The organism is Nonomuraea recticatena, from assembly GCF_039533245.1.
Taxonomy (GTDB): domain Bacteria; phylum Actinomycetota; class Actinomycetes; order Streptosporangiales; family Streptosporangiaceae; genus Nonomuraea; species Nonomuraea roseola.
This window is the reverse complement of sequence record NZ_BAAATE010000026.1, coordinates 63,447-85,679: the sequence shown is the minus strand read 5'-3', so window position 1 is coordinate 85,679 and position 22,233 is coordinate 63,447. Positions and strand designations below refer to the sequence as shown.

The following is a 22,233-nucleotide window of genomic DNA, read 5'->3' as shown; positions in this document are numbered from 1 at the left end:
CGCCGGGGGCCTTGGGCCGGCGCGCCGATGCGAGATGATGTCGCGGTGGACCAGATCACGTTGAGCGCCTGCGCCGAGGTCGGCTTCCAGGTGGCGGGTCGCAAGGGGGCGCACGGCGCGATGCGCGCCCTGCGCCGGGTGATCCCCCTGGACGCCTACGAGTTCGTCGCCTTCGACCCGGTCACGGGGCGGCACACGAGCCTGGTCTCCGACGGGCTGACGGTCGCGCCCGCGCCGAGCGAACCGCCGCTGGAGGCCGGCCGCGGGCCGTACGCGATGGAGGGGGCGCTGCTGGCCTCCTACGGATGGCGGCGGGGGCTGACCACGCCGCTGCGGCTGGCCGAGGGCCGCTACACGGGGCTGCTGCACCTGTCGGCCGCCGACTTCCCCCCGCACGCGCCGGCGCTCCTGGCCGCGCTCTCACCGACGCTGGCCCACGTCACCGACCTGACCAGGTGCGTGATCGACCCCGTGGGGCTGCCGAAGGGGTTCGCCGCCGTGGCCTTCGACCGCGCGGGTGTGGTGCGCGACGTCGCGGGCGCCGAGAGGTCGCGGGTGCTGGCCGAGGACCGCTCCATGGCCGCCTGTGCCAGAGACTTCCTCGACTCCCGCGAGCTCAGCAGGCGCGGGCTGTGGCAGGACGGGAACGGCAGGTGGCGGGAGGTGCGGATGCTGCGCGCGGGCGTCGGCTCGCACGGCGCGCTGCAGGGGGCGGTGGTGGCCGAGCGGGCCTGCTGCCTGCCGTACGAGCTGACGGGCAGGGAGGTGGACGTCCTGACCAGGGTGGCGGCGGGCGACTCCAACCCGCAGATCGCCGCCGCCCTGGTGCTGAGCGTCCGTACGGTCACCACCCACCTCGAGCACATCTTCGCCAAGCTGGGCTGCGACAGCCGCACCAGGGTGACCACGAAGGCCCTCGCCGAGGGCCTGTGCAGGATCGGCCTCTAGACGCCCGCCGCCGCCCACCCTGCGGGCACGGTGACGAGCACCAGCTCGAACCAGACGGTGTTCACCCCGTTCTGCCTGGTGAAACCCCAGCGGTGGCTGAGCGCCTCCAGCAGCGGCAGTCCCCGCCCGCCCTGCGAGGTCAGCGAGGTACGGCAGGCGCACGGCGGCGCCTCCGAGCCGCCGTCGGTGACGCACACGCGCACCCTCGACTGCGACGACAGGACGCTCACGGTGAAGGTCCCGCCGTCGCGGGCGGCTGAGTGCACGACCGCGTTGGTGGCCAGCTCGCTGGTCAGCAGCACGCTGTCGTCGTGAAGGGGGTGGCTGGGTCCGAGTGCGGCTGTCACCAGGCGGCGGGCCCTGGCGACCTGGTCGGGTGCTCCTTGAAGGGTCCAACTGTCGTATTCCGGCGGCTCCACGGCGACCTCCCCGATTCCGGCGACCTTCTAAGGACGCGGCACCAGGGGAGGAGGAGGGGTCACGAAAAGGTAGGAATGCCCTTTCCGATGGAACCAGATCAGACCCTGTGCCATCGGGCCTCCGCCACGCAGTACGCCGCGAACAACACCAGCCCCAGGGCCACCGCCACCAGCAGCCACGGACCCGCCGGGGTGTCGGCGAGCGACTTGAGCGCGCCGTCGATGCCGACCGCCTTGTCGGAGTCGTAGGTGATCGCGGCCTGCCCCACGAGGATCCCCGCGGCGATGGCGACGACGCCGCGCGCGATGTACCCTGCCTGGCCGAGCCTGCGGACCGTCTCGCCGCCGCCTGTCATGTCCTTCATGAACTTCTTCGTCCAGCCCTCGTGGATCCAGTGGACCCCGAGTGCGATCAGCCCGAGGGCGGCGATCGCGACGAGCACCTGCCCGCCTGGCAGGTCGAGCAGGGCCTTGGTGGCGTCCTGCGACTGCGAGTCGGTGGAGGCGGCCGGCTTGCCGCGCAGCAGCAGGCCGAGCAGGGAGACCACGAGCAGCGCGTAGAAGGCCGCACGAAGGCCCGACTCGATCCTGTCGCGCGCCCTGCCCCTGCTGGAGAAGGTCTCGCGGGTCTGCCACACGGTCAGCGCCGCCAGCCCCAAAGTCATGATCCACAGCACCACGGTGCCGAAGGGCTGCGCGGCGACGATGCGGATCGCGCCGCTCTTGTCGGCCTCGCCGCCCTCTCCGAAGGCCACCTGCAGGGCCACGATCCCGATCAGTAGATACAGCACGCCCCTGGCCGCGTACCCCAGCCTGGTAAGAATCATGAAGACCTCTCTGCACCGGCAGGCGGGTCGTAAACCAGCGCGGGCGACCGAGTACGCTGCGATCGGATGAGGCGACTGGAAGGGGAACCTGGGCGTGAGCAGCCTGGAGGCCGTCTGGGTGAAGCCGTGCGAACAGCCGGGAACGGCGGTCGTGACGGGGGTCTTCGACATCCTGCACGTGGGGCATGTCCGCTACCTGAGCTCGGTGGCCGAGCGCGGCCTGCCGCTCGTGATCGGCGTCGAGGACGATCCGCGCGTGCGCGCGTGGAAGGGACCGAGCAGGCCGCTGAACACGGCCGCCGAGCGGGCGGAGGTGCTGGCGGCGCTGCGCTGCGTGTCGGGGGTCTTCATCGTCAGCGGCCCGCCCGAGGCGCACGGCCCCGAGGACTACATCGACCTGCTCGCGCCGATGCGGCCGGGCGCGCTGGCCCACACCGCGGGTGACCCGCACGCGGGCGGCAGGTGCGCGGCCGCCGCGCTGCTGGGTGCCCAGTGCTGGGAGCTGGAGATGATCCCGGGCCGTTCGACGACACGGATCGTCAACGCCGGGCTAGGATGACCGTCATGCAGCGCGCTTTCGTGACGACGACGCCGGACACGTTCCCGGCGCGCTGATCCATGCTCCCCGGGCGAACGCCCGGGGTCACTGGCCGTTCGCCCTCGTCTTCCGGAGGGTTTCCATGAACGACCACCGCAGGCTCGGCCGCGAGCTCGACCTGTTCGACACCCACCCCATGATCGGCTCGGGTCTGCCCTTCTGGCTGCCCGCGGGCGCCGCCATGCGCGGGGCGATCGAGGACTACGTGCGCGAGCTCGAACGCCGCAACGGCTACCAGCACGTCAACTCGCCGGTGCTCGGCAAGCAGGAGCTGTACGAGAGATCGGGCCACTGGGCGCACTACAGCGACGACATGTTCCCGGCGATGGAGGTCGGCGGTGAGCGGTTCGTGCTGCGGCCGAGCCTGTGCCCGCACCACGCGCTGATGTTCGCCTCCCGCCCGCACAGCTATCGGGAGCTCCCGCTGCGGCTGGCCGAGCTCGGCGGCATGTACAGGGGCGAGCTGTCCGGCGTGCTCGGCGGCCTGTCCAGAGTGCGGGCCATCCAGCTCAACGACGGCCACGTCTTCTGCCCTCCCGACAGGGCGGCCGACGAGGTGGGCGCCGTGCTCGACCTGATCGAGGCCGCCCACGACCGGCTCGGCGTCGTGCCCGTCCGCTACCGCCTGTCGCTGCGCGGCGAGGGCGCCAAGTACGTCGACGACCCGGCCATGTGGGCCGGCGCCGAGTCGGTGCTGCGCGAGGCCCTGCGCGCGAGGGGCCGCGCCTACGACGAGGAGCGCGGCGAGGGCTCCTTCTACGGGCCGAAGATCGACATCCAGATCGCCGATCCGCAGGGCCGCGAGTCCACCCTGTCCACCGTGCAGGTCGACCTGTTCCAGCCGGGCCGTTTCGAGCTGGCCTTCGTCGGCTCCGACCAGCGCGAGCACCGTCCTGTCATGGTGCACCGCAGCCTGGTCGGCAGCCTCGAACGCCTCGTCGCGCACCTGGTGGAGCTCTACGGGGGCGCCTTCCCCTCCTGGCTGGCCCCCGTCCAGGCGGTGGTGCTGCCGCTCACCGACGCCGAGGCGCCCGCCGCCGAGCGGCTGCTGCGGCGATGCGTGGCGGCCGGGCTGCGGGCCTCGATGGCCGCTCCGCACCAGGGCACCCTCGGCGCCAGGATCAGGGCGAACAGGCTGGTGCCCTTCCAGCTGGTCGTCGGCCCCTCCGAGGCCGCGAACGGCGAGGCGGCGCTGCGCTCGCGCGACGAGGGCAGGCAGGAGGCCAGGCCGATCGCCCAGGTGCTGGCCTGGATGGCGGCTAGAGCCAGCCCCTCCTTTTGAAGGCCAGATAGAGCAGCCCTGAGGCGGTGAGGATGACGATCGTCGAGGACCAGAAGCCCAGGCTCGTGCCGAACCCCGGGTACGGCACGTTCTGCCCGTAGTAGCCGGTGATCATCGTCGGCACGGCGATGATCGCCGCCCAGCTGGTCAGCGACTTCATGATCTCGTTGAGCCTGAAGCCCTGCTGGGACATGTGGGTCTCGCGCAGGTTGCTGAGCAGGTCGCGCAGGGTTTCGGTCCACTCGGCCACCCGCAGCACGTGGTCGTAGAGGTCCTGGTAGTAGGGCGCCATAGCGGGCACGACCATGTGCACGTCGCGCCTGATCAGCGTGTTGACCACCTCGCGCATCGGGGAGGCCGCCTTGCGCAGCCCGACCATGTTCTTGCGCAGGGTGAACATCCGCCTGGCGTCCTCCTTGGTCATCGGCCGCTCCTCGAACAACTGCTCCTCCAGGTCCTCGACGAGCTCGTCGAGGTGCTCCACCAGGTCGAAGTGGGCGTCGACGACGTGGTCGAGCAGGCCGTGCAGCAGGAAGGAGACGCCGTACTTGGCCAGGTCGGCGTTGGCGTCCCAGCGCGCGACGACCCTGTCGACGTCGAAGTGCTCGCTCTCCCTGACGGTGACCAGCGCGTTGCGGGTGGCGAAGACGTTGATCTCGACGGGGTGCAGCCTGCTGTCCTCGAGGTGCAGCCAGTAGACGGTGATGAACAGGTGGCTGTCGTACAGGTCAACCTTGGGCCGCTGGTGGTGCTGGAAGACGTCCTCCACCGCCAGCTTGTGCAGGCCGAGCTCCTCCGCGATCGTCTCCAGGTCGCCCGTGGTGGGTGAGCACAGGTCGAACCAGACGACGTTGCCGGGATCGGAGACGTGGTCGGAGACGTCCGCGATGGGGAACCCCTCGTTCACCAGGACCCCATCGCGGTACAAACGGGTGCGCACCATGGACGCCAACCCTAGACGAGGGCGGCGAATCGCTGGGCGTTCCTGACGGCGGCCCCTCCTGGATCGTTGTTGAAGTACACGTAGCTCTCGCCCCATCCGGCCTCGCGCACCCGGCGGGCCCACGAGCGGAGCGCGGCCTCGCCGTAGCCAGGTCGGGGCGTCGCCCTGCCCTCGTGCAGGCGCACGTATCCCCACGTGGTCGTGCGCCACAGCGGGTTCTGGGCGCGGCCTAGGCGGTCGGCCCAGCACAGCGCCGCGCCCCGCTTCTCCAGCACCGCCCTGACCTCGCCTGTCCACCACGAGACGTGCCTGAACTCCACCGCCACCCTCGTGCCGTCGGGGAAGCAGGCGAGACAGCGCTCCAGTTTGGCGGGGTCGGCGCGCAGCGTCGGAGGCAGCTGCAGCAGGATCGGGCCGAGCTTGTCCTTCAGCCCGGCGACGGCGTTCATCAGCCGCTCGACCGGCTCCTCCGGATCGCTCATGCGCTTGATGTGGGTGAGGAACCTGCTGGCCTTGACCGCCATCACGAAGTCGCCGGGGGTGCGCTCGGCCCAGCCCTCGAAGGTCTCCCGCGAGGGCAGGCGGTAGAAGGCGTTGTTGCTCTCCACGGTGGGGAAGGTCTCGGCGTAGGTCTCGAGCCAGAGCCGCTGGGGCACCCCTTCGGGGTACAGCACGCCGCGCCAGTCCTTGTACTGCCAGCCGGAGGTCCCCACGTGCGTCGCCATGCCGCTCCCCCTACCCAGCAGGCAGGCGTCAACCGGCTCCCGCGGGCAGGGAGGGGGAGCCGCCGCCGCGCAGGGCGCCGGGGCCGTAGGCGGCGCTCAGGATGCGCTCGGCGCGCGAGCGGCACTCCCTCGCCGCCTGCATGTCGGCCAGCCGCTCGTGCACGGCGGCCAGGTCGAGCAGGGCCCGCCCGACGTCGGGATGGCCGGGCCCGAGCGCCCGCTCGGTGCCGGTCACGGCGCTCTCCAGCAGCTCCCTGGCCTCGACCACGCGCCCGCCGAGGAGCCTGGCCATGCCGAGCCTGCGCGCGCCGAGCTGGGCGTGCGGGTGGTCGGGGCCGAAGACGGCGGAGAAGACGCCCATGGCGCGCTCCTGGTGCTCCTGGGCCAGATCGTGGTCGCCGATCTCCTGGTAGACCAGGCCCAGGTTGGTGAGCGGCATGCCGACCTCGCCGTGGCCGGGGCTGTAGCAGGCCTCCAGGATGGCCAGCGCCCGCTCGTGGCTCAGCCGCGCCTCGTCGTAGCGGCCCACCAGGCGCAGCGCGTAGCCCAGCTTGTCGAGGGTGTGGGCCACCTCGGGGTGCTCCTCGCCGTAGACGGCAACCAGCAGCGACAGCGCCTGCTCCTGCAGCTTGATGGCCTCCTCGCGGCGTCCCGCGTCCTGCAGCACCAGGCCGAGGCCCGACAGGGAGTGCGCGACGTCGGGGTGGCCGGGGTCGAGCAGGCTGCGCGAGGCCGTCAGTGAGCGGGTCAGCCACTGCTGGGCCGAGGTCAGGTCACCGGCGAGCCAGGCGGCGAAGCCCAGGTCGCGGCCGATCCTGGCCAGCTCCCTGCCGTCGGCGTCGTCGCGGGAGGCCAGGATGCCGTGGCCGCGCTCGAGTATCCGCCTGGCCTCAGGCAGGCGGCGCTGGCAGACCAGCACGTCGCCGAGGCGCTTGAGCACGTAGGCGACGCCGGGGTGGTCGGGGCCGAAGGCCCCCTCCGCCAGCGTGAGCGCCTGTTCCTGGGCCGCTATGGCGCCCTCGAGGTCGCCGACCACCTCCAGCAGCTTGCCCTGCTCGGTCAGGACGGCCGCCAGGTCGGCGTCGGAGCCGCCCGCGCGGCGCAGCAGCGTCAGCGACGTCTCGAACAGCCTGGCCGCCCGTTCGAAGGAGGCCCTGGTGGTCAGGTAGCGGCCGGCCCCGCACAGCAGCTGCGGCAGCGCCAGCGGCACGGTGCCGACGCTCTCGGCCTGCGCGGCCAGGTGGATGAGGCTGGGCAGCACCTCGTCCCAGTGCGGCCAGTGCGTCGGGTTGTCGGGGTCGGCGGGGGCGGTGGCCTCCACCAGGCGGATGCCGCTCATCAGCCACTGCCTGCGCGCCTCGGGCGACAGGGTGGCGACGGCGGCGGCGCCGACCATCTTGTGCATGCGCAGCCGTCCCCTGTCGCGATCGACGAGGGAGTGGCGCAGCAGATGGGCGATGGCGTCCTGCAGGCCCACCTCGTCGGCCACTGCCGCCTCGAGCGCGGGCGGCAGCACGCCGGTCAGGCCGCGCAGCAGGTGCAGCGACAGCCCGTCGCCGCCCAGCGACGCGCACAGGTAGAGCAGCTCGGTGGCGGCAGGCGAGGCCGAGCGCACCCGCTCGAAGGCCAGCTGCCAGGAGGTGGCGAAGGTCTCGTCCCGCTCGGCGGCGCGGGTCAGGAGCCTGTCGGCCCTGCGCCTGAACAGGTCGGTGTACTCCTCGAAGGTCATGCCGGTCTGCTCGCTGTAGGCGGCGGCCTGCTCCAGCGCGAACGGCAGATCACCCAGCTGGTCGGCCAGCTCGGGCGCGCCGCTCGAGCCGGCCTGCGGGCCGAGACGGCGCTCGAGGAAGGCGACGGACTCCTCGCGGGAGAACGGGTCGATGCGCAGTGGTACGGCGTGCTGGCCCCACGCGGGGTTGCGCGAGGTGACGATCACGTGCCCCTCGCCGCCGTCGGGCACCAGCGCCTGCAGCGAGGAGGCGTCCTCGGCGTCGTCGAGGATGAGCAGCCACCTGTCCATCCCCGCGAGCCTGTCGCGCAGCGCGCCGGCCAGCTCTGCCCTGTCGGCCCGCTCGCGCACGCCCAGCCGCAGCGCGAGGTCCTCCATCGTGCCCGCGAGAGCCAGCGGCTCGGCGGCCGAGGCGCGCCACACCACGTCGTAGTCGGCGGCGTGCCGGTGCGCGTACTCGACGGCGACCTGCGTCTTGCCGACGCCCGCCATGCCGTACAGGGCGACCGGGTGGCCCGACGACAGCGCCTCGCCCAGCTCGGCCAGCAGCTCCTCGCGCCCGCAGAAGACGCGGTTGCGGGCGGGCAGGTTGCTGACCCTCCTTCGGGGCGCGGGCCTGGCGGGCCTCGCGCTGACCGTCTCGGCCATCAGCGAGGGGTCGTGGGTGAGCACCGCCTGGTGCAGGGCCTGCAGGGTGGGCGCGGGATCGACGCCGAGCTCCTCGGCCAGAACCTTGCGCACCCTGTCGTAGACGTTGAGTGCGTCGCCCTGCCGTCCGCACCGGTAGAGCGCGGTGATCAGCTGGGCGGCCGAGCGCTCGCGCAGCGGGTGGCGGGCCACCCGCTGCTCCAGCCTGGGCAGCACCTCGGCGTGCCTGCCGAGGGCCAGTTCGGCGTCGGTGCGGCCCTCCTCGGCGGCGTAGCGCAGCTCCTCCAGCCTGATTGCGTCGAACTGCGCCCACGGGTCGGCGCTGAAGTCGGCGAGCGCGGGGCCTCGCCACAGCGACAGCGCGCTGTCGAGGACGGCGACCGCCTCGCTCCAGTCCTGCTTGGCCAGTTCGTCCCTGCCCCTGGTGACCAGGCGCTCGAACCTGTGGGCGTCGACCAGCTCGGGATCGATGACCAGCCGGTAGCCGGGCCCGTGCGACTGCAGCAACGCGTTGCCGCCGAGCGTCCTGCGCAGCCGCGAGACGTGCGCGTGCAGGGTGTTGGTCGCGCTGCGCGGCGGCCTGCCCGCCCAGATCTGGTCGATGAGCTGGTCGGCGCTCAGCACGTCGCCGTGGTTGAGCAGCAGCACCGCGAGGATGGCGGCCCTCTGGTGCCCGCCTAACGCGACAGGCGCGCCGTCGACCAGGACCTCGAGTGTGCCGAGGATCCCGATCTCCACGCGGGCTTCCATGCTGCGCTTCCCTTCTACATGCTTGCAAGCGACTGTAACGCGTCACACATTGGGCTCAAACCAAGCGAATCTGGAGGTGCGCCCCTCATGGCGACCGTCGAGGAGATCGTCGGCCAACCCGCGCCGCGCCGTGTCCAGGGGGCTCCGTGGCCGGAGCGGCAGGGCTACCACCCCTCCCCCTCGGACTGGCGGGACGAGGTGATCTACTTCCTGCTCCCTGACAGGTTCAGCGACGGCAGGGAAGGCGAGCGCCCGCTCCTGGACAGGTCCGACCTGTGGGCCGCCAGGCCGCAGGGCTGGCGCTGGGACCGGTGGGCCAGATCAGGACGGGAACGCTACCAGGGCGGCACGCTGTCAGGGGTCGCTTCGAGACTGGAATATCTGGACGATCTGGGCGTGACGGCCCTGTGGATCGGCCCGGTGTGGAAGCAGCGTCCCGTGGCCGGCGTCGAGGGCGGGCCCGCCGAGCCCGACGACTACCACGGCTACGCCGTCCAGGACTTCATGGAGGTGGATCCGCGCCTCGGCACCCGCGCCGACCTGGTCGCGCTCGTACGGCAGGCGCACCGGCGCGGCATCAGGGTCATCCTCGACGTGCTGCTCAACCACTCGGGCGAGAACTGGGACTACGACCTCGACGGACAGGACGTGGTGCGCCCGCCGTACAGGGCGGGCCCGCCGTACGACTTCGGGGCCTGGCGCGACGGGAAGGGCGGCAGGCTGCCGCGCGGGATCGTCCCGACAGGCCCCGACCACGGCGTGTGGCCCGAGGAGTTACAGAGCCCCGAGTCCTACACCAGGGCGGGCGGCGACGGCGGCAGCTTCGGGCCCGGCGGGGACGAGGACCCCGACGCGCCCTACCGCCGCGCCGACTGGTTCAGCCGCGACCTCGACATGGGGACGCGCCTGCAGACCATGATCGAGATCTACAGCTACTGGATCGCCCTCGCCGACCTCGACGGGCTGCGCGTGGACACGCTCAAGCACGTCCCCCTGGAGCACGCCCGCGCCTTCTGCGGGGCGATCAGGGAGTACGCCGAGCGCCTGGGCAAGAAGAACTTCCTCATCGTCGGCGAGGTCGGCGGCGGCGACACCATCCAGGAGAAGTACCTGAAGCTGGTGGGGCAGGACCTGTCAGCCGTGCTGGAGACCGGCGAGACCAGGGCGACGCTGCGCGCCGTGGCGGAGGGCAGGGCCGCGCCCGAGGAGCTGTTCGGCCGCTTCACGCTGCCGCTCGACCTCAGCCACAGGGCGCTCGGCAGCAGGTACGTCTCCATGCTCGACGACCATGACAACCTCGCCATCGCCCCCCAGCTGCGCTTCGGCATGGCCGAGTCCTCGCCCGAGCGGACCGTCGTGGGGGCGGGGCTCCTGCTGTTCCTGCTCGGCATCCCCTGCCTCTACTACGGCATGGAGCAGGGCCTCACCGGGCCCGAGCCGGAGGAGCGCGGGTGGCTGCCGGGGTGGGGCGTCAGGGACCTGGCCGGCGACATCTACCTGCGAGAGGCGATGTTCGGGCCCGAGCATCCGCGCGAGCTCGGCGGGCACGCGCCCGACCCCTCGACGCCGGGCTTCGGGCCCTTCGGCACCTCAGGCCACCATGTCTTCGACCAGGACAACGAGGTCTACCAGCGGGTGCGCATGCTGCTGAGGGCCCGTGCGGCGCATCCGGTGCTGTCGGCGGGACGCCAGTACCTGCGCGCGCTCGGCAGGGCCGACGGCTCCTTCACCGCGCCGGCCGCCGGCGAGGTGGTCGGCTGGTCGCGCATCCTGGCGGGCGACGAGGCCCTGTGCGTGGTCAACCCCAGCGCCACCGAGTCACGCACGGCGAGGCTGCACGTCGACGCCGGCCTCAACGCGACCGCGACGGCTTTCACCGTGGTGGCCAACACCGCCGAGGTGGGCGGGGCCACCAAGCACCCCGTGGGTTCGACGGTGCCGGTGCTGCCCTCGCCCGACGGCGCCCGCTACGTGGAGATCCAGGACCTGCCGCCGCTGTCGGTGCTGGTGGCCGTCAACCGTTGACCAGTCCGGCGGCCAGGCGCATCGCGAGGGCGGCGAGCGTGAGCGAGGGGTTGGCGGCGGGCGAGGTCGGGAAGACCGACAGGTCGCAGACGTAGAGGTTGCGCCTGCCGTACACCCTGAGGTCGGGGTCGACGACGCCGGTGGCGGCGTCGACCCCCATCCGCATGGTGCCGACCTCGTGGCCGACCGCGCCGAGCTCCGAGCGCACCGGCAGCGGGTGCAGCGGGGTGCCGCCGACGGCGTCCATCACCGCGGCCCCGATCCGCTCCAAGGCCTCGGCCAGGCCCTCGACCTCGACGTGCGCCATGACGAGGTGCGGGCGGGCGCGCCTGCCCTCACCGCGCACCTCCACCCTGTTGCGCTCCTCCAGGGGCACGGCGGTGAAGAAGACCACCTCGCACGGCATGTCGGCCTCGTCCAGGGCGAGGTCCTCGTCCACGTGGTACTGGTTGAGGTTCACGCCCATCTCGACCACGGCGTTGAAGGGGATGTCGCCTGCCGTACCCCTGAGCAGGACCTTCGCGGCGTCCTCGGCGCTGTAGCCGGGAGATCCGTCCTTGACGGAGAACTTCCAGTAATAGGTGGGGTGGTCGGTGATGCCGCGCCCGGCCAGCTCGTGCGAGAGGCCCGCGGCGCGGGCCAGCACGGGGGTGCCCATCGTGCCGGCGGACAGGATCACCCTGCCGCCCTCGGCCAGCCTGAACCTGCGCTGCACGCCGGCCACCAGGTCGAAGGCGTCGACGGCGGTCACCGCGTCACCGTCGAAGGCGAAGCCGCAGACCTGGTGGTGCAGGTTGACGTGCAGGCGCTCGTCCCAGCCCGCCCTGAGCCTGTCCTCCATGAGCAACGCGGCCGTGGAGAAGATGCCGGAGGGAATGCCGAGGCCGTTGCCCGAGGCGTGCTCGGCGGCCAGCATCGCCTGGTCGCCGGCCAGGTCGGGCAGCTCCTGCCCGAGCATGGCCCCCACTGTTCCGCAGAGGGTGTCCTTCGGCATGGCGCTGCCGTTGAGCAGGTCCTCGGCCATGTCGTACCAGCCGCCCTCGAGGTCCTGCCTGACCTCCTGAGGCCACCCCGCGAACTCGGCGGGCGCCATCCGCGGCACCAGCGCTCCCCAGAACACCGACCTGCCGCCGAGACAGAACGCCTGGGCCAGGTCGAGCGGCTGCTCGGAGCTGTAACGCCTGACCTTGAACTGGTTCCACAGCTCCCACACGCTGCGGTTGACGTACGGGCCGTGCCGCCTGGGCAGGTTGCCCACGTGCGTGGGGAACAGGTAGCCGCCCGCCTCCAGCACCAGCACCCTGGCGGCGCCGCCGCTCTCGACCATCAGCCTGTGCGCCAGCGTGCCGCCGCCGACGCCGCTGCCGACCACGATGTAGTCGAAGTCCTGGTCGGTGCCGACCGGAGGGAAGTGCGCGCGGGCGGCCAGCGAGTCGGCCACGGGGATGTCGTCGGGCTCCTCGAACAGCTCGTACCGCCTGCCCACCATGGTGGCCACGTGCTCGTTCTCGACGACCCTGTTGGGGCCGCGCTCCCATGAGCCGTCGCAGCGGAACTTGAACTCCACAGGGCCCTCGCCCTGGAGCTGCACCCGCCACTCGTCGGCGCCGCTGACGTACTCGCAGGGAACATCCTCCTGCCAGCCGTCGAGACCGCTGCGCACCGACAGCCTGGCATCCGGCCTGACGCTGCCGCCGCGCAGCACGATCGTGAGAGTCCCCATCGCCATACCTCCCGCGTTGGGGGTGATCTCACCGCATGCGACTTATAGACCGCTTGCGAATGAATGCAAGGTCCTGACAACCGGGGAAGGGAATGCTGGGAACCGGGCGGGAGCGCGAGCCGGCAGTGACACGGGGCGCCTTGGGGAGGCGCGGCTCGTCATCCCGCCCCAACAGCGACGGGGACCGGCGAGGGCGGCCGGGGCAGCGGAGCATCTCCCGCTGCCCCGGCACGAGATGGCACAGAACGGCCCGCCGATCGTGATAGTGTTTTCCACGCAAGGCCGCCGCGGAACACCTCCACAAAGGTTCCACGGAAGCTTGGCGGGACGTAGCGCAGCTTGGTAGCGCACTTGACTGGGGGTCAAGGGGTCGCAGGTTCAAATCCTGTCGTCCCGACCAGATATTCGCTGGTCGATGAGGGTGTCACTCGTAAGGGTGGCACCTTTTCGCATTCCTGAGTGACTAACTGAGTGACTACCGGGTGAAGATCTCGTCCATCACCCCAGCTCCACCGAGCAGGACGGGGCGGATCTGCTTGCGGTAGACCGCCTCGGTGACGGCCGTCCCGCTGTGGCCGACGAGCCGCGCGATCTCCTCCAGCGGGACGCCGGAGTCCGAGAGCAGCGAGACGAAGCTGTGCCGCATCTCGCGCGGGGTCCAGTAGTAGGCGCGTAGACCCGCATCTTTGATGATCTTCCGGAAGGCCCGCCGCACGTTGTGCGCGTCGAGTGGCGTGCCGACGAGTGAGGCGAAGACGAGGTCGTGATCTTTCCACTTCTTGCCCGCCTCAGCCTTGTCCCTCTGCTGCTGCGCCCGGTGTGCTTCGAGCGCCTCCACGCACCGCTTGGGCAGCGCCAGAGAGCGTCGTGAGCGCCGGGTCTTGGTGTCACCACCCGCACGCACCGACCGCCACACGGCGATCCACGGCGGGATGTCCTTGTCCGGGGCACCGACGAGATCCACCTCCTCCCAGACCAGCGCTCGCAGTTCCTCCGTCCGAGCGCCGATCAGCAGCGAGAGGACGACGTAGGCGTACATCCTGGTCCCCTCCGCCGCCTGCACGACGGCCACCGCCTGGTCCAGAGTCAGCGACTTGGACGGCCGCCCTTCCTTCCCTTCGGGGACCTCGGACAGGCCGACGACGTTGCGCTTGACCTTGTCACGCGCCTGGGCGAACTTCACCGCCCGATTGAGGCAGGAGTGCAGGAGCCGCACCGTGCGGGTGCTCAGCACCTTGGCCTTGCCGATCAGCCACCTGTCGACGTCCTCGGCGCTCAGCTCCCGCAGCTTTCGCGCGCCCAGATCGGGGATGACGTGCTTCTCGCAGAGCGTGCGGTAGTTGGCCACCGTGTTGGGGTCGCGGCCGTGGAGACCGTAGGTGAGCCAGCTCGTCACGGCCTCGGCGACCGTGTAGTGAGCAGGACCGCTGGCCAGACCGTCATCATGATCGCGGATGATCTCCTTCAGTTTGGCCTTGGCTTCGGTCTTGGTCTTGCCGCTGGCCTTCTTGACGATGCGCTTTCCGGCCGGGGTGTAGCCGACCGTCACCGAGGCGATCCAGCGCTGCCGTTGCTCGTCCCAGTGCAGGCCGCCGTCTCCCCTGCTACGTCGTGCGGTCATGATGCCTCCCGTTCGAGTAGGGCGATGTAGTCGTCGATGGCCGAGGCCGGGATCAGCCGGGTGCGGCCCTGAGTGACCGAGCGCAGACGGCCCGATCGGATCAGTTCGTAGATCACGCTGCGGCTGAGGCTGAGAATTCGCATGGCGTCGCACACGCGGTAGAGCCGCCGCGAGTGGATCAGGATGGGCGCGCTCATGGCTCCTCCCGTTCCGCTGCGATGCGGCGGGCGGTCTGGACGCGCTGGCGGATGTGTTCGGCGATGATCGCTTCGCCGGGGGTGTAGCCGATTCCGGCGAACCGCCAGTGGCCGAGGACGAGGGTGGTGGCGTCGTCGGAGGCGGGCAGGCCGTGTTGCTGGCGGGCTTGGGCGGCGCGGTGACGGGTGCGTGCGCTTCGCAGGTCGCCGAGGGTGAGGGAGTAGGCGCGGCTCTTGCTGGAGAAGTGGCCGCGGAAGCCGAGCATGTGCGCCCATGGCCGCAGCCGCAGTGCCTTGAACTCGGGTCGGGCACCGAGGTCCCAGCAGGTGCGGATCATGGTGCGGGCGTGCTCGCTGACCGGGAGCGCGTCCAGGTGCAGGCCGGGTTTGAGACCGGTTCCGTGGCATAACCCGCAGGCGGCCATCACGCTCATCCGGCCCCGCCCACGGCAGGCCGAGCAGGACAAACGGTGATCGACGGTGCCGGAGGCTTCGGCACCCTTGGTGGCGTACTTGGCGATGTAGCCCGCCACCGCGCGTTCGCTGAGCCCGTCGGCGCGGGGGTCGAGCAGGATGGGGCGGATGTCGAGCTGGTCACCCCACGCGAGCGTCCATCGGCCCAGCTCGCTGGCGGGCGACAGCAGCTCGACGGCTCGGGCGGCGACGGGAACCGCTCGCACCAGCAGATGGTGATCAGCCCAGTCCGGCGGTGACTGATCCGGTCCGTCAGGTCCGTCGAGGCGGATGATGGCGTGGAAGTGGACCAGGCCGCGCCGCTGGTACTCGGCGACCTTGGCGAAGGAGACGCGCACCCGCTGGGCGAAGGCGCGTCGGCTCATGCCCGCGTCGGCTGCGAGCTGTTGGCGGAGGGTCAGGGTGAAGCGGTGCCACAGTGCGCCCGCGTGTGCCTGCCACAGCACCGCCCCTCGATAGTCGTAGCAGCCGGGGCAGATCGGCTGACCGAGTCGGTCATCCTGCGGGTGGTGGTGGGTGCGGCAGCCGACCGGCCGCCCATGATCACACAGCATGCCGGGCTTGCGAGGGCGACAGGCGCGACCGTCGCGGTGGGAGTGGACAGGCCCGAACGAGGGGGCGGTCAGGGTGACGAACACCCGAGGGTGGCCGCTGACCGTCTCGGGGACGCCTTTGCCGCCGGACAGGCCCGCGCGGATGAGGTGGAAGGTGTCGGCCTGGTAGACCTGCGAGCAGGCCGCGCAGGCCGAGGCGCGGCGGTTGCCGCAGGCTTTGAGCAGGTGCCCGCCGGGTCCGTCGGCGGACTGGTAGTCGTGCAGGATCTCGCCGGTATCTGCGTGGACGATTTCCGAGCCGCCGCTCAGGTGGACGGGACGGGCGCAGCCGCCGGTTGCGGCGACCATGCGTTGCCATCGGGCGTATGCGGGGTCGTTGATCAGGCGCGCTAAGTCGGACATCCAGTCGGGTTGTGGGGCTGTCATGGCGCATCACCGTCCTCTCGTCTAGGCCGCTCCAGTGCTTCAGCATGTACTACAAGTTGTGTCATGCTTTGATGGTACGTCAGCCTGTAGTACAAGTGGAGAGACGAGCGGAAGGAAATGCATGGAACTCGACGACATTCCCGACGAGCCACCCGGACCCACCGACGACTCCATCTGGCGCGTCATCGCCTCAGCCCTGCGCGCCGACATCCTGGACGGCCACTACACCCCCGGCAGCCCCCTGCCCAGCGAGACCCAGCTCGCCAGCCGCTACAGCGTCTCCCGCCCCACCGTCCGCCAGGCCCTCAAAACCCTGGTCCTCGAAGGACTGGTCACCATCGTGCGCGGACGCGGCACCTTCGTCCGCACCATCCCCGACCGCTTCCTCATCCTGCTCGGCACCGAACCGCGCCTGGACCTGGTCGACCTGAGCTTCAACGAGATCAACCAGTCCTGGGGGTGGTTGCGTCTGCCCCTCCCCGGCGAAGACGACGGCCAAGGCGGCGAGATCTACGGCCGCTCCCTCACCATCCCGGCCAACCGTGAGATCGCCGCGATGCTCGGCACCCGCCTGGGCCACAAGGTCGTGCACCGGCTCAACCTGTGGATGCACGTCAAGAAGCGCTTCATCGAGGTCAACTCCTACACCAACGCCGACGTCATCCCCCCACCGGTGAAGAAGAACGGCCGCGTCCAACCCAGACACGAACCGTTCTACGAGCTCATCCAGGCCGACCGGGGCCCGATCGAGTGGTTCACCACCGTCACCGCCCGCATGCCGTACGAGACCGAACGCCTACGCCTGCGCCTGGAAGTTGGAGCGCCCATCCTGCTGATCCGCCGCATCATGCTCAGCCGCGACGGCCAGCCGCTGGAAGCCACCGAGATCAAAGCCGCAGCCGAAGAGTTCGAGACCACCACCATCAGCGAAGCCGCCACCGACCACTCCCCCACCTCGGCCAACGAGCAGAGCGGATGGCCGGAGATGAGCCCGGACGGCCCGATCGTGCTCGCGCTGTAGGCGGCTCAGAGTTTCTTTACTGGGTTCAAGGGCTCGCTCCGCTCGCCACGCCGCCGCCCGCTCCGGGCGGCTGCGCGCCGGGCGTGCGGCCTTGGGGCCGGTCCCGGCGCGCACCGCCCCCGCTCCACGGCGGCGTGACGATCAATTAGCACAGACCATTCAGACTGCTGAGTCCAGATAGCGACCTGAGCGCCGTACCGCCGCCGGCCCCCACCGCTACGCGGCCCTCAATCCAGCCATCGCTCATCGACGACCCACCGAGTCGACACGCGCGTGCTCGCTGCTCGACTCATGGAGACGGCTTCTCAGACATTCTCGGTGCGTGGCGATGGCGTGGCTGCCAGGGCCGTCAGCGCTCCTGACATCCATGACCACGCCATCGCCTCCCGGACTGAGGACGGTGGGCGTGCCGCAGAAGTCGCACAGCCATTGAAAGCTGTGAAGATCCTGAGATCGAATCGTCAGACGCACCCACGCCAGTGGACTCCATCGACGGATCTCTTGCACCACGGCGTCCACCTCCGTCCCGACAGCCGGATACTCGCCAAGCCACGCCCGGCCGGCGCCGGAGGGGCTATCGATCGCCGCACCATCGATCGATGCACTGATGCTCTCGTGACCGAGGATCTCCACCATGACACCCCATGAGTGCTGCTGGGTCACTCGGACTCGGACCCGTTGGCCAGGGACCAGGTCGGCTCCTGCTGCATCGAATCGCTTCACGAGATCATTGTGTCGCAGGGGCGACTCGAACCGTTTGCCTAGTTGCTATCGCCCAGTTCCAGCCTTGGCTGGACCTGGATGACCTGGGGTGATTCAGTCGATACGAACGCCGTCAACCCAGAGATTGTCGCACTCATCCAGTTCAGCGTTCTTTATGTGGACGATGCCGTCAGCCCCGGGTACGAGCGCTCCGCGAGCCAAGGCGCGCTCCACAGCCTGCGCGACGCGTTGCTTGGTTCGTTCGAGCAAGACTTGATCACTTGGCAGAGACGGGTCAATCGGCCTATCGGTCACGGCTTCCCCTTAAGGATCTTATGAGTGCTGCGCTCAGCCTGGTACTGCGGTGGCGGCGAGGTTGCCGAAAATTCCCGAAAAGACCAACGCAGCAGGAGTTACCCATCGAATGATCTTGTGCATAGGCGTCTCCAATCCATCCTCCTCAGCCTTTGTGAACCGCAAGCCGATGAACATGAGCAGATAGGACAGCCCACACCACCACATTCCCAGACCCGGTTCTACCGGGCTCAACGCAGCAATCCAGGGGTAGATCGTAGCCCAAATCCTCTTTGTCGAGCCGGACGTCACGTGGCATGCCGGCGGAGTGGCTCCTCGCCTCACGGCCCCGACGTGTTGATTGTGCGTCGTAATCTACCCTATGTAGACTACGAGCTATGAGAAGGACGCATGCGCTGATCCAAGTGGCATTGGCACTCATGGAGGACATCCAGGGTCGCCAGTGGGGTTACGAGCTGTCGAAACGGGCGGGGGTGCGATCGGGAGTGCTTTATCCGATCCTTCACCGAATGCTGGATGAGGGATGGCTTGAAGATGGCTGGGAGGAGGCAGAAGGGCTAGGTAAGCGACCGCCACGCCGGTACTACAAGCTGACCGACCAGGGCGTCAGTGAGCTCGGAGCTCTTCTCTCACAAGCTCGCAGCGACGTGAGATTCAGATCGCTCCTCGGGGAGCTCGCATGATGATCGCGGAACTACTAGATGCCATCGTCTCGTGGCCGGCCCTCGTCGTGGCCCTCGCGGTCTTCGGCTTCGCCCCTCGTCTCTTGCTACGCCTGATCGTTCTCGCGTTCCCCCGAGATGATCCCCGGCGGCAAGAGTTGCTTGCAGAGCTGAGCGCTGTGCCTCGGGTCGAACGGCCGTTCTGGGTCTGCGAGCAGATCGAAGTGGCTTTGATAGAAGGCGTTTGGGAACGTCTGATGTGGGCGGCGACCGGTCGGATCATCGATCGATGGAACCTGGGTTCAGGCGTCAAGCTGAACCGCGAGCACCCTGACAGTTTCTGGATTCCTTCAGAGGAAGAAAAGCAGGCGATCGCTCCGGGGATCAGAGTCAAGCTGATGTTCCGCATGAAGGACGGGTGGGGCGAGCGGATGTGGGTCGAGGTTGACGAGATCAAGAAGCGACACGTGACCGGCAGACTCATAAATCAGCCAATCGGCATCCCACGATTGACTCATGGCGACAAGATCAGATTCAAGAGAGAGCATGTCATCGATATCGACTGGGACGTACAGGATGATCATCGTTCCCCTGACGCTCTGCCGTCGGCGTCCGCGTGAGACAAGGCGCCAGCCGCTCAACTCCGACAAGTAAGCCCTGCCTCCGGCGGGGATTCCGGCTCCGGGATGATCAACGTCCAGTCGTCGAGATAGAGATAGTGGGTGGCCGAGAGGCTGATCGTCCCGTCTGCCGTCGCCCAGGCAGAGCCCAGCAGACCGGCTCCTCCGGCTCAAGCCTGGCCGTGCAGGCCGGATGACGAGCAGCCGAGAAGGCGGCGGCGAGAGTGAGTGAAGCCAGGCTTGACCCTCCGTTCCCGGCCCGCTGCCGCTTCGCGGTGGGACGACGGCAGACGGGAAGATCAGGAGAGGGTGGGTGTGGCGATGCCGTCCCTCCAGAACCCACACCGCCACACCCCCCTATCGGGCGACCCCGCACAGCAGATCTGCCCAGAGCGCCCGAGCTTCGCTGATCGACATCGGTGACGTTTCGTGCACGTCGAACTCGCCTTCAAGCTGGGTTGTGCGGCGGATGAACGCTTGCCCGCCGCCCGTACACAGCTCGTAGATGGTCGCCCGGCACGCGCACGTCCAGAGCAGCGTCCGCACCCGCTCAAGCCCAGCGCAGGGCAGTCGCCAGTCCACGGGCACACGGTTGCGCTGTGGCATGGCCACGTGTGGGCTCAGGCAGCCGTCAAGCTTGATCACGACTGGTCTCCGAAGCGGTCATGCCCGCATCTTAAGCCAATAAAGCTATAGCGCGCTATAGCGCACCTAGCGCGCTGTCCATCGCCATGGCGCGCGGTAGCTACCTAACGTTGCTCGAATGGTGGAGTTGAAGGCGAATCAACCCAGGTGGCGGCAGGTGCACGCGATCATCGCGGAGCGCATACGCTCGGGTGAGTACGAGGCTGGGGAGCGAATCCCGTCTCTGATCGACCTTATTGAAGAGTTCGGCATCGCCAACGCCACCGGCCAGAAGGTCATGCGGGCACTCCGGGCAGACGGCTTGATCCGTACGGAGCCCGGCATGGGCAGCTTCGTGACAACCCCCGAAGAACGTCAGGAGATCGAGTCCGAGCATGCGAAGGGCACGGATACTGCGTGACTAACTGAGTGACAATCACCCCGGACAGGACCGGACGACGGTGGATCACCATGGACCATGCGCCCAGGTCAGGGCGGGAATCGTCCATGATCCCGCCCTTCCATGATGTGCCTGGGGGCCAAGGGGTCGCAGGTTCAAATCCTGTCGTCCCGACCAGATTATCGCTGGTCGGCAGGGGTTTCGGAGATTCTCCGGAGCCCCTTTTTCGATCTTCGGGAGCCAAACGGGGAGCCACCCGGTGGGTGTCCGGCTTGCGGTGATGGGCGGCACGCTGCCCGATGTCCTGAAGTCGCAGGTCACGGGGCCGGCGTGGGATCAGGGGTGCTCGGGGAAGCGCCGCAGACCGCCCCACGCCAGCCCCCACCGCCCGCTCAGTGGCCTCATCCGACCTTTATGATCTCGCGGTGAGGATCTGGACGGAGCGCCCTGCCAAGACCGACGTCGAAGCGGTCGTTCGCCGTTACTTCAGCCTGCTCCGAGCTGGGAAGATCCCTGAGGCCGAACAGCTCGTCGATCACTCGTCGGTCCGGCATGTGCTCAAGTCGCTATGGTCCGGCTCGGTTGGAGCGAGCGCCGATGCGGACGAGGCGAGTGGCAGCCGTGCTGCCGACGAGTGGGAGCAGGACCTGTCTTGGCTCTGCGAACTCGATCTCGGAGGTTTCAACTGGGGCCACACCGGCAGCCATTGCTACGTCGAGGTCACCTACCGCGCGCGGATGATCGAGGTGTCATTGGGCTTCTGGGTCAAGCCCACCGACGCCGGCTGGGTCGTCGCGGGCCCGTCCACCCTCTGGTAGGACACACCTCTGGTAGGACACACGAAAGAGCAGCACGATCGGGGTGTCGGCTGGGTCTCCCGCTGACGGACGACCACCTGCCAACGATCAAGGTTCTGACCAGCCCGAGCGCTCCGCCCCGTGACCCACGTCGGAAGCCCCCGCACATGCCGGTACGGGCGGGACGCCGCAGGACCTGATCAGGAACGGGGCCACCGCCACGCGGTGTAGGCGTCGTTGCGCCTGCTCGCCTCGTCGTAGGCGCGCCGGGCGTGCTCGATGACCTCGGCGGCTTCCGCGGTGAAAGGTCCGTCGCGGTGCCACGCGAGCAGGTGCCGGTACCAGAGGGGGTTGCCGGCGATCGGCTTGATCGCAAGACCGGGCAACTGGCGGGAGGTCGCCTGGCACAGGCTGACTCCCCGCCCCGCGAGCACGAGGTCGAGCAGGACCGGCCCCTCCACCTCGTGCCGAACCCGCATGGTGAGCCCCGCGTCATGGAAGATCGTCGCCCAGTACTCCCTGATCCGGTCGTCGTCGGGCGGTGGCGCGATCCAGTCTTCGGCGGCCAGCTCCGCGAGGGTGACCTCGGTCTTTTCCGCGAGCGGGTGGCCGACGGCCATCATCGCGAAGACCGGTTCGGTGGCCACCGGCTGCATGACGACGCTGGGGCGGGCCGCGAGCTCGAAGCCGGGGCAGTCGCCCACGACCGCGAGCTCGAGCTGGGCGGCCTCGACCAGTTCGACGAGCCTGGTCGACGCTCCGCGGGTGACGGTGGTGACCACAGCCTCGGGCTGGGCGGCGTCGAGCCACGTCAGGAGCCCGGCCAGCAGCGGCGCGTTCACCGTGCCGATCCGCAGCGCCCTGTTCGGGGCGGGCGCGCGGAGCCCGAAGACCAGGTCGTCGATGGCGGGCAGGACGGCTCGTGATCTGGCCAGCACGAGTTCGCCGAACGCGGTGGGCCGCACGCCCTGCGGGGCCCGCTCGAACAACGTGCCGCCGAGCATGGTCTCGATGCGGCGCAGCTGCGCGGTGAGGCCGGGCTGGGACAGCCGCAGCGTCTTGGCTGCTCGCGTCAGGCTGCCGGACTCGGCGATGGCGCAGATGACGCGCAGGTGCCGAATCTCCAGGTCCATAACCCAATGTTATGGGGAAATAGGAGCTTTCGTCCTGGTGAACGGATGGATGACTATCGACCCACTCGGG

At 69.5% G+C, this 22,233-nt stretch carries 21 protein-coding genes and 1 tRNA gene; 10 read left to right on the top strand and 12 right to left on the bottom strand.

Annotated elements, in window-relative coordinates; all coding sequences use genetic code 11:
* Positions 1-45 precede the first annotated feature (45 nt).
* Complete coding sequence (locus ABFX50_RS36470) at positions 46-948, top strand: helix-turn-helix transcriptional regulator (protein ID WP_346152994.1); 903 nt, start codon at positions 46-48, stop codon at positions 946-948.
* Here ABFX50_RS36470 and ABFX50_RS36465 read toward each other — a convergent pair.
* Positions 945-1,367, bottom strand: a complete 423-nt coding sequence (locus tag ABFX50_RS36465) for an ATP-binding protein (RefSeq protein ID WP_346152993.1) — start codon at positions 1,365-1,367, stop codon at positions 945-947. The genes ABFX50_RS36470 and ABFX50_RS36465 overlap by 4 nt on opposite strands.
* 98 nt (positions 1,368-1,465) lie before the next feature.
* Positions 1,466-2,194, bottom strand: coding sequence for a DUF1206 domain-containing protein (locus ABFX50_RS36460; RefSeq protein WP_183659520.1), 729 nt, complete (start codon positions 2,192-2,194; stop codon positions 1,466-1,468).
* 94 nt (positions 2,195-2,288) lie between these two features.
* Here ABFX50_RS36460 and ABFX50_RS36455 point away from each other — a divergent pair, with 94 nt between their 5' ends.
* Positions 2,289-2,753 carry an adenylyltransferase/cytidyltransferase family protein gene (locus ABFX50_RS36455; protein WP_346152991.1) on the top strand — a complete coding sequence of 155 codons (465 nt, stop codon included), beginning with the start codon at positions 2,289-2,291 and terminating at the stop codon, positions 2,751-2,753.
* Between the two features lie 121 nt (positions 2,754-2,874).
* Positions 2,875-4,074 (top strand): threonine--tRNA ligase, encoded by a 1,200-nt coding sequence (thrS, locus tag ABFX50_RS36450; protein WP_346152989.1) that lies wholly within the window; start codon positions 2,875-2,877, stop codon positions 4,072-4,074.
* On the opposite strand, the gene ABFX50_RS36445 is transcribed toward thrS, so the two are convergent.
* From ABFX50_RS36445 to fxsT, 3 genes are read right to left on the bottom strand one after another with little or no spacing between them, the layout of a single operon-like run.
* Positions 4,052-5,017, bottom strand: a complete 966-nt coding sequence (locus ABFX50_RS36445) for a magnesium transporter CorA family protein (RefSeq protein WP_346152987.1) — start codon at positions 5,015-5,017, stop codon at positions 4,052-4,054. The two genes, thrS and ABFX50_RS36445, sit on opposite strands and share 23 nt — an antisense overlap.
* A gap of 11 nt (positions 5,018-5,028) precedes the next feature.
* Positions 5,029-5,742 (bottom strand): DUF72 domain-containing protein, encoded by a 714-nt coding sequence (locus ABFX50_RS36440; protein WP_346152985.1) that lies wholly within the window; start codon positions 5,740-5,742, stop codon positions 5,029-5,031.
* A 28-nt stretch (positions 5,743-5,770) separates the two neighbouring features.
* Positions 5,771-8,869: an FxSxx-COOH system tetratricopeptide repeat protein gene (fxsT, locus tag ABFX50_RS36435; RefSeq protein ID WP_346152983.1), complete on the bottom strand. Its 3,099-nt coding sequence runs from the start codon at positions 8,867-8,869 to the stop codon at positions 5,771-5,773.
* A gap of 87 nt (positions 8,870-8,956) precedes the next feature.
* Between fxsT and ABFX50_RS36430 the strand changes: the two genes are divergently transcribed.
* On the top strand, positions 8,957-10,894 hold the full coding sequence (locus ABFX50_RS36430) for an alpha-amylase family glycosyl hydrolase (RefSeq protein ID WP_346152981.1): 1,938 nt from the start codon (positions 8,957-8,959) through the stop codon (positions 10,892-10,894).
* On the opposite strand, the gene ABFX50_RS36425 is transcribed toward ABFX50_RS36430, so the two are convergent.
* Complete coding sequence (locus tag ABFX50_RS36425; protein ID WP_346152979.1) at positions 10,884-12,617, bottom strand: GMC oxidoreductase; 1,734 nt, start codon at positions 12,615-12,617, stop codon at positions 10,884-10,886. The two genes, ABFX50_RS36430 and ABFX50_RS36425, sit on opposite strands and share 11 nt — an antisense overlap.
* A 323-nt stretch (positions 12,618-12,940) precedes the next feature.
* On the opposite strand from ABFX50_RS36425, the gene ABFX50_RS36420 reads away from it, so the two are divergent.
* Positions 12,941-13,017: transfer RNA gene (locus ABFX50_RS36420), tRNA-Pro, on the top strand.
* 75 nt (positions 13,018-13,092) lie between these two features.
* Here ABFX50_RS36420 and ABFX50_RS36415 read toward each other — a convergent pair.
* The 3 genes from ABFX50_RS36415 to ABFX50_RS36405 are packed head-to-tail and all read right to left on the bottom strand — an operon-like array spanning position 13,093 to position 15,865.
* Positions 13,093-14,238: a site-specific integrase gene (locus ABFX50_RS36415; RefSeq protein WP_346152977.1), complete on the bottom strand. Its 1,146-nt coding sequence runs from the start codon at positions 14,236-14,238 to the stop codon at positions 13,093-13,095.
* Positions 14,235-14,435 carry a helix-turn-helix domain-containing protein gene (locus tag ABFX50_RS36410; protein ID WP_346152975.1) on the bottom strand — a complete coding sequence of 67 codons (201 nt, stop codon included), beginning with the start codon at positions 14,433-14,435 and terminating at the stop codon, positions 14,235-14,237. The genes ABFX50_RS36415 and ABFX50_RS36410 overlap by 4 nt, the downstream gene beginning before the upstream one ends.
* Positions 14,432-15,865, bottom strand: a complete 1,434-nt coding sequence (locus tag ABFX50_RS36405; RefSeq protein ID WP_346152973.1) for a replication initiator — start codon at positions 15,863-15,865, stop codon at positions 14,432-14,434. The genes ABFX50_RS36410 and ABFX50_RS36405 overlap by 4 nt, the downstream gene beginning before the upstream one ends.
* A 145-nt stretch (positions 15,866-16,010) precedes the next feature.
* Here ABFX50_RS36405 and ABFX50_RS36400 point away from each other — a divergent pair, with 145 nt between their 5' ends.
* On the top strand, positions 16,011-16,910 hold the full coding sequence (locus ABFX50_RS36400; RefSeq protein ID WP_346152971.1) for a GntR family transcriptional regulator: 900 nt from the start codon (positions 16,011-16,013) through the stop codon (positions 16,908-16,910).
* 243 nt (positions 16,911-17,153) lie between these two features.
* Here the strand turns inward: ABFX50_RS36400 and ABFX50_RS36395 are convergent, their stop codons facing one another.
* Positions 17,154-17,546: a hypothetical protein gene (locus ABFX50_RS36395; protein ID WP_346152969.1), complete on the bottom strand. Its 393-nt coding sequence runs from the start codon at positions 17,544-17,546 to the stop codon at positions 17,154-17,156.
* Positions 17,547-18,304: 758 nt separating this feature from the next.
* Here ABFX50_RS36395 and ABFX50_RS51505 point away from each other — a divergent pair.
* A complete protein-coding gene (locus ABFX50_RS51505) occupies positions 18,305-18,610 on the top strand; it encodes a PadR family transcriptional regulator (RefSeq protein ID WP_379505885.1) in 306 nt (101 codons plus the stop codon).
* Complete coding sequence (locus ABFX50_RS36390; protein WP_346152967.1) at positions 18,607-19,209, top strand: DUF2314 domain-containing protein; 603 nt, start codon at positions 18,607-18,609, stop codon at positions 19,207-19,209. The genes ABFX50_RS51505 and ABFX50_RS36390 overlap by 4 nt, the downstream gene beginning before the upstream one ends.
* A 357-nt stretch (positions 19,210-19,566) precedes the next feature.
* On the opposite strand, the gene ABFX50_RS36385 is transcribed toward ABFX50_RS36390, so the two are convergent.
* Positions 19,567-19,854, bottom strand: a complete 288-nt coding sequence (locus ABFX50_RS36385; protein WP_346152966.1) for a hypothetical protein — start codon at positions 19,852-19,854, stop codon at positions 19,567-19,569.
* 118 nt (positions 19,855-19,972) lie between these two features.
* Here ABFX50_RS36385 and ABFX50_RS36380 point away from each other — a divergent pair, with 118 nt between their 5' ends.
* Positions 19,973-20,254, top strand: coding sequence for a GntR family transcriptional regulator (locus ABFX50_RS36380; RefSeq protein ID WP_346152964.1), 282 nt, complete (start codon positions 19,973-19,975; stop codon positions 20,252-20,254).
* A 404-nt stretch (positions 20,255-20,658) separates the two neighbouring features.
* Positions 20,659-21,051, top strand: coding sequence for a hypothetical protein (locus ABFX50_RS36375; RefSeq protein WP_346152962.1), 393 nt, complete (start codon positions 20,659-20,661; stop codon positions 21,049-21,051).
* Positions 21,052-21,230: 179 nt separating this feature from the next.
* Here the strand turns inward: ABFX50_RS36375 and ABFX50_RS36370 are convergent, their stop codons facing one another.
* Positions 21,231-22,163: a LysR family transcriptional regulator gene (locus ABFX50_RS36370; RefSeq protein WP_346152960.1), complete on the bottom strand. Its 933-nt coding sequence runs from the start codon at positions 22,161-22,163 to the stop codon at positions 21,231-21,233.
* Positions 22,164-22,233: the final 70 nt, after the last annotated feature.

Bases quoted from the DNA above. Each gene is read 5' to 3' on its own strand.
- ABFX50_RS36370 (WP_346152960.1), bottom strand. From the start codon at position 22,163: ATGGACCTGGAGATTCGGCACCTGCGCGTCATCTGCGCCATCGCCGAG.
- ABFX50_RS36430 (WP_346152981.1), top strand. From the start codon at position 8,957: ATGGCGACCGTCGAGGAGATCGTCGGCCAACCCGCGCCGCGCCGTGTC.
- ABFX50_RS36390 (WP_346152967.1), top strand. From the start codon at position 18,607: ATGATGATCGCGGAACTACTAGATGCCATCGTCTCGTGGCCGGCCCTC.
- ABFX50_RS51505 (WP_379505885.1), top strand. From the start codon at position 18,305: ATGAGAAGGACGCATGCGCTGATCCAAGTGGCATTGGCACTCATGGAG.
- ABFX50_RS36440 (WP_346152985.1), bottom strand. From the start codon at position 5,742: ATGGCGACGCACGTGGGGACCTCCGGCTGGCAGTACAAGGACTGGCGC.
- ABFX50_RS36380 (WP_346152964.1), top strand. From the start codon at position 19,973: ATGGTGGAGTTGAAGGCGAATCAACCCAGGTGGCGGCAGGTGCACGCG.
- ABFX50_RS36395 (WP_346152969.1), bottom strand. From the start codon at position 17,546: ATGGTGGAGATCCTCGGTCACGAGAGCATCAGTGCATCGATCGATGGT.
- ABFX50_RS36405 (WP_346152973.1), bottom strand. From the start codon at position 15,865: ATGTCCGACTTAGCGCGCCTGATCAACGACCCCGCATACGCCCGATGG.
- thrS (WP_346152989.1), top strand. From the start codon at position 2,875: ATGAACGACCACCGCAGGCTCGGCCGCGAGCTCGACCTGTTCGACACC.
- ABFX50_RS36445 (WP_346152987.1), bottom strand. From the start codon at position 5,017: ATGGTGCGCACCCGTTTGTACCGCGATGGGGTCCTGGTGAACGAGGGG.
- ABFX50_RS36400 (WP_346152971.1), top strand. From the start codon at position 16,011: ATGGAACTCGACGACATTCCCGACGAGCCACCCGGACCCACCGACGAC.
- fxsT (WP_346152983.1), bottom strand. From the start codon at position 8,869: ATGGAAGCCCGCGTGGAGATCGGGATCCTCGGCACACTCGAGGTCCTG.
- ABFX50_RS36460 (WP_183659520.1), bottom strand. From the start codon at position 2,194: ATGATTCTTACCAGGCTGGGGTACGCGGCCAGGGGCGTGCTGTATCTA.
- ABFX50_RS36415 (WP_346152977.1), bottom strand. From the start codon at position 14,238: ATGACCGCACGACGTAGCAGGGGAGACGGCGGCCTGCACTGGGACGAG.
- ABFX50_RS36425 (WP_346152979.1), bottom strand. From the start codon at position 12,617: ATGGGGACTCTCACGATCGTGCTGCGCGGCGGCAGCGTCAGGCCGGAT.
- ABFX50_RS36410 (WP_346152975.1), bottom strand. From the start codon at position 14,435: ATGAGCGCGCCCATCCTGATCCACTCGCGGCGGCTCTACCGCGTGTGC.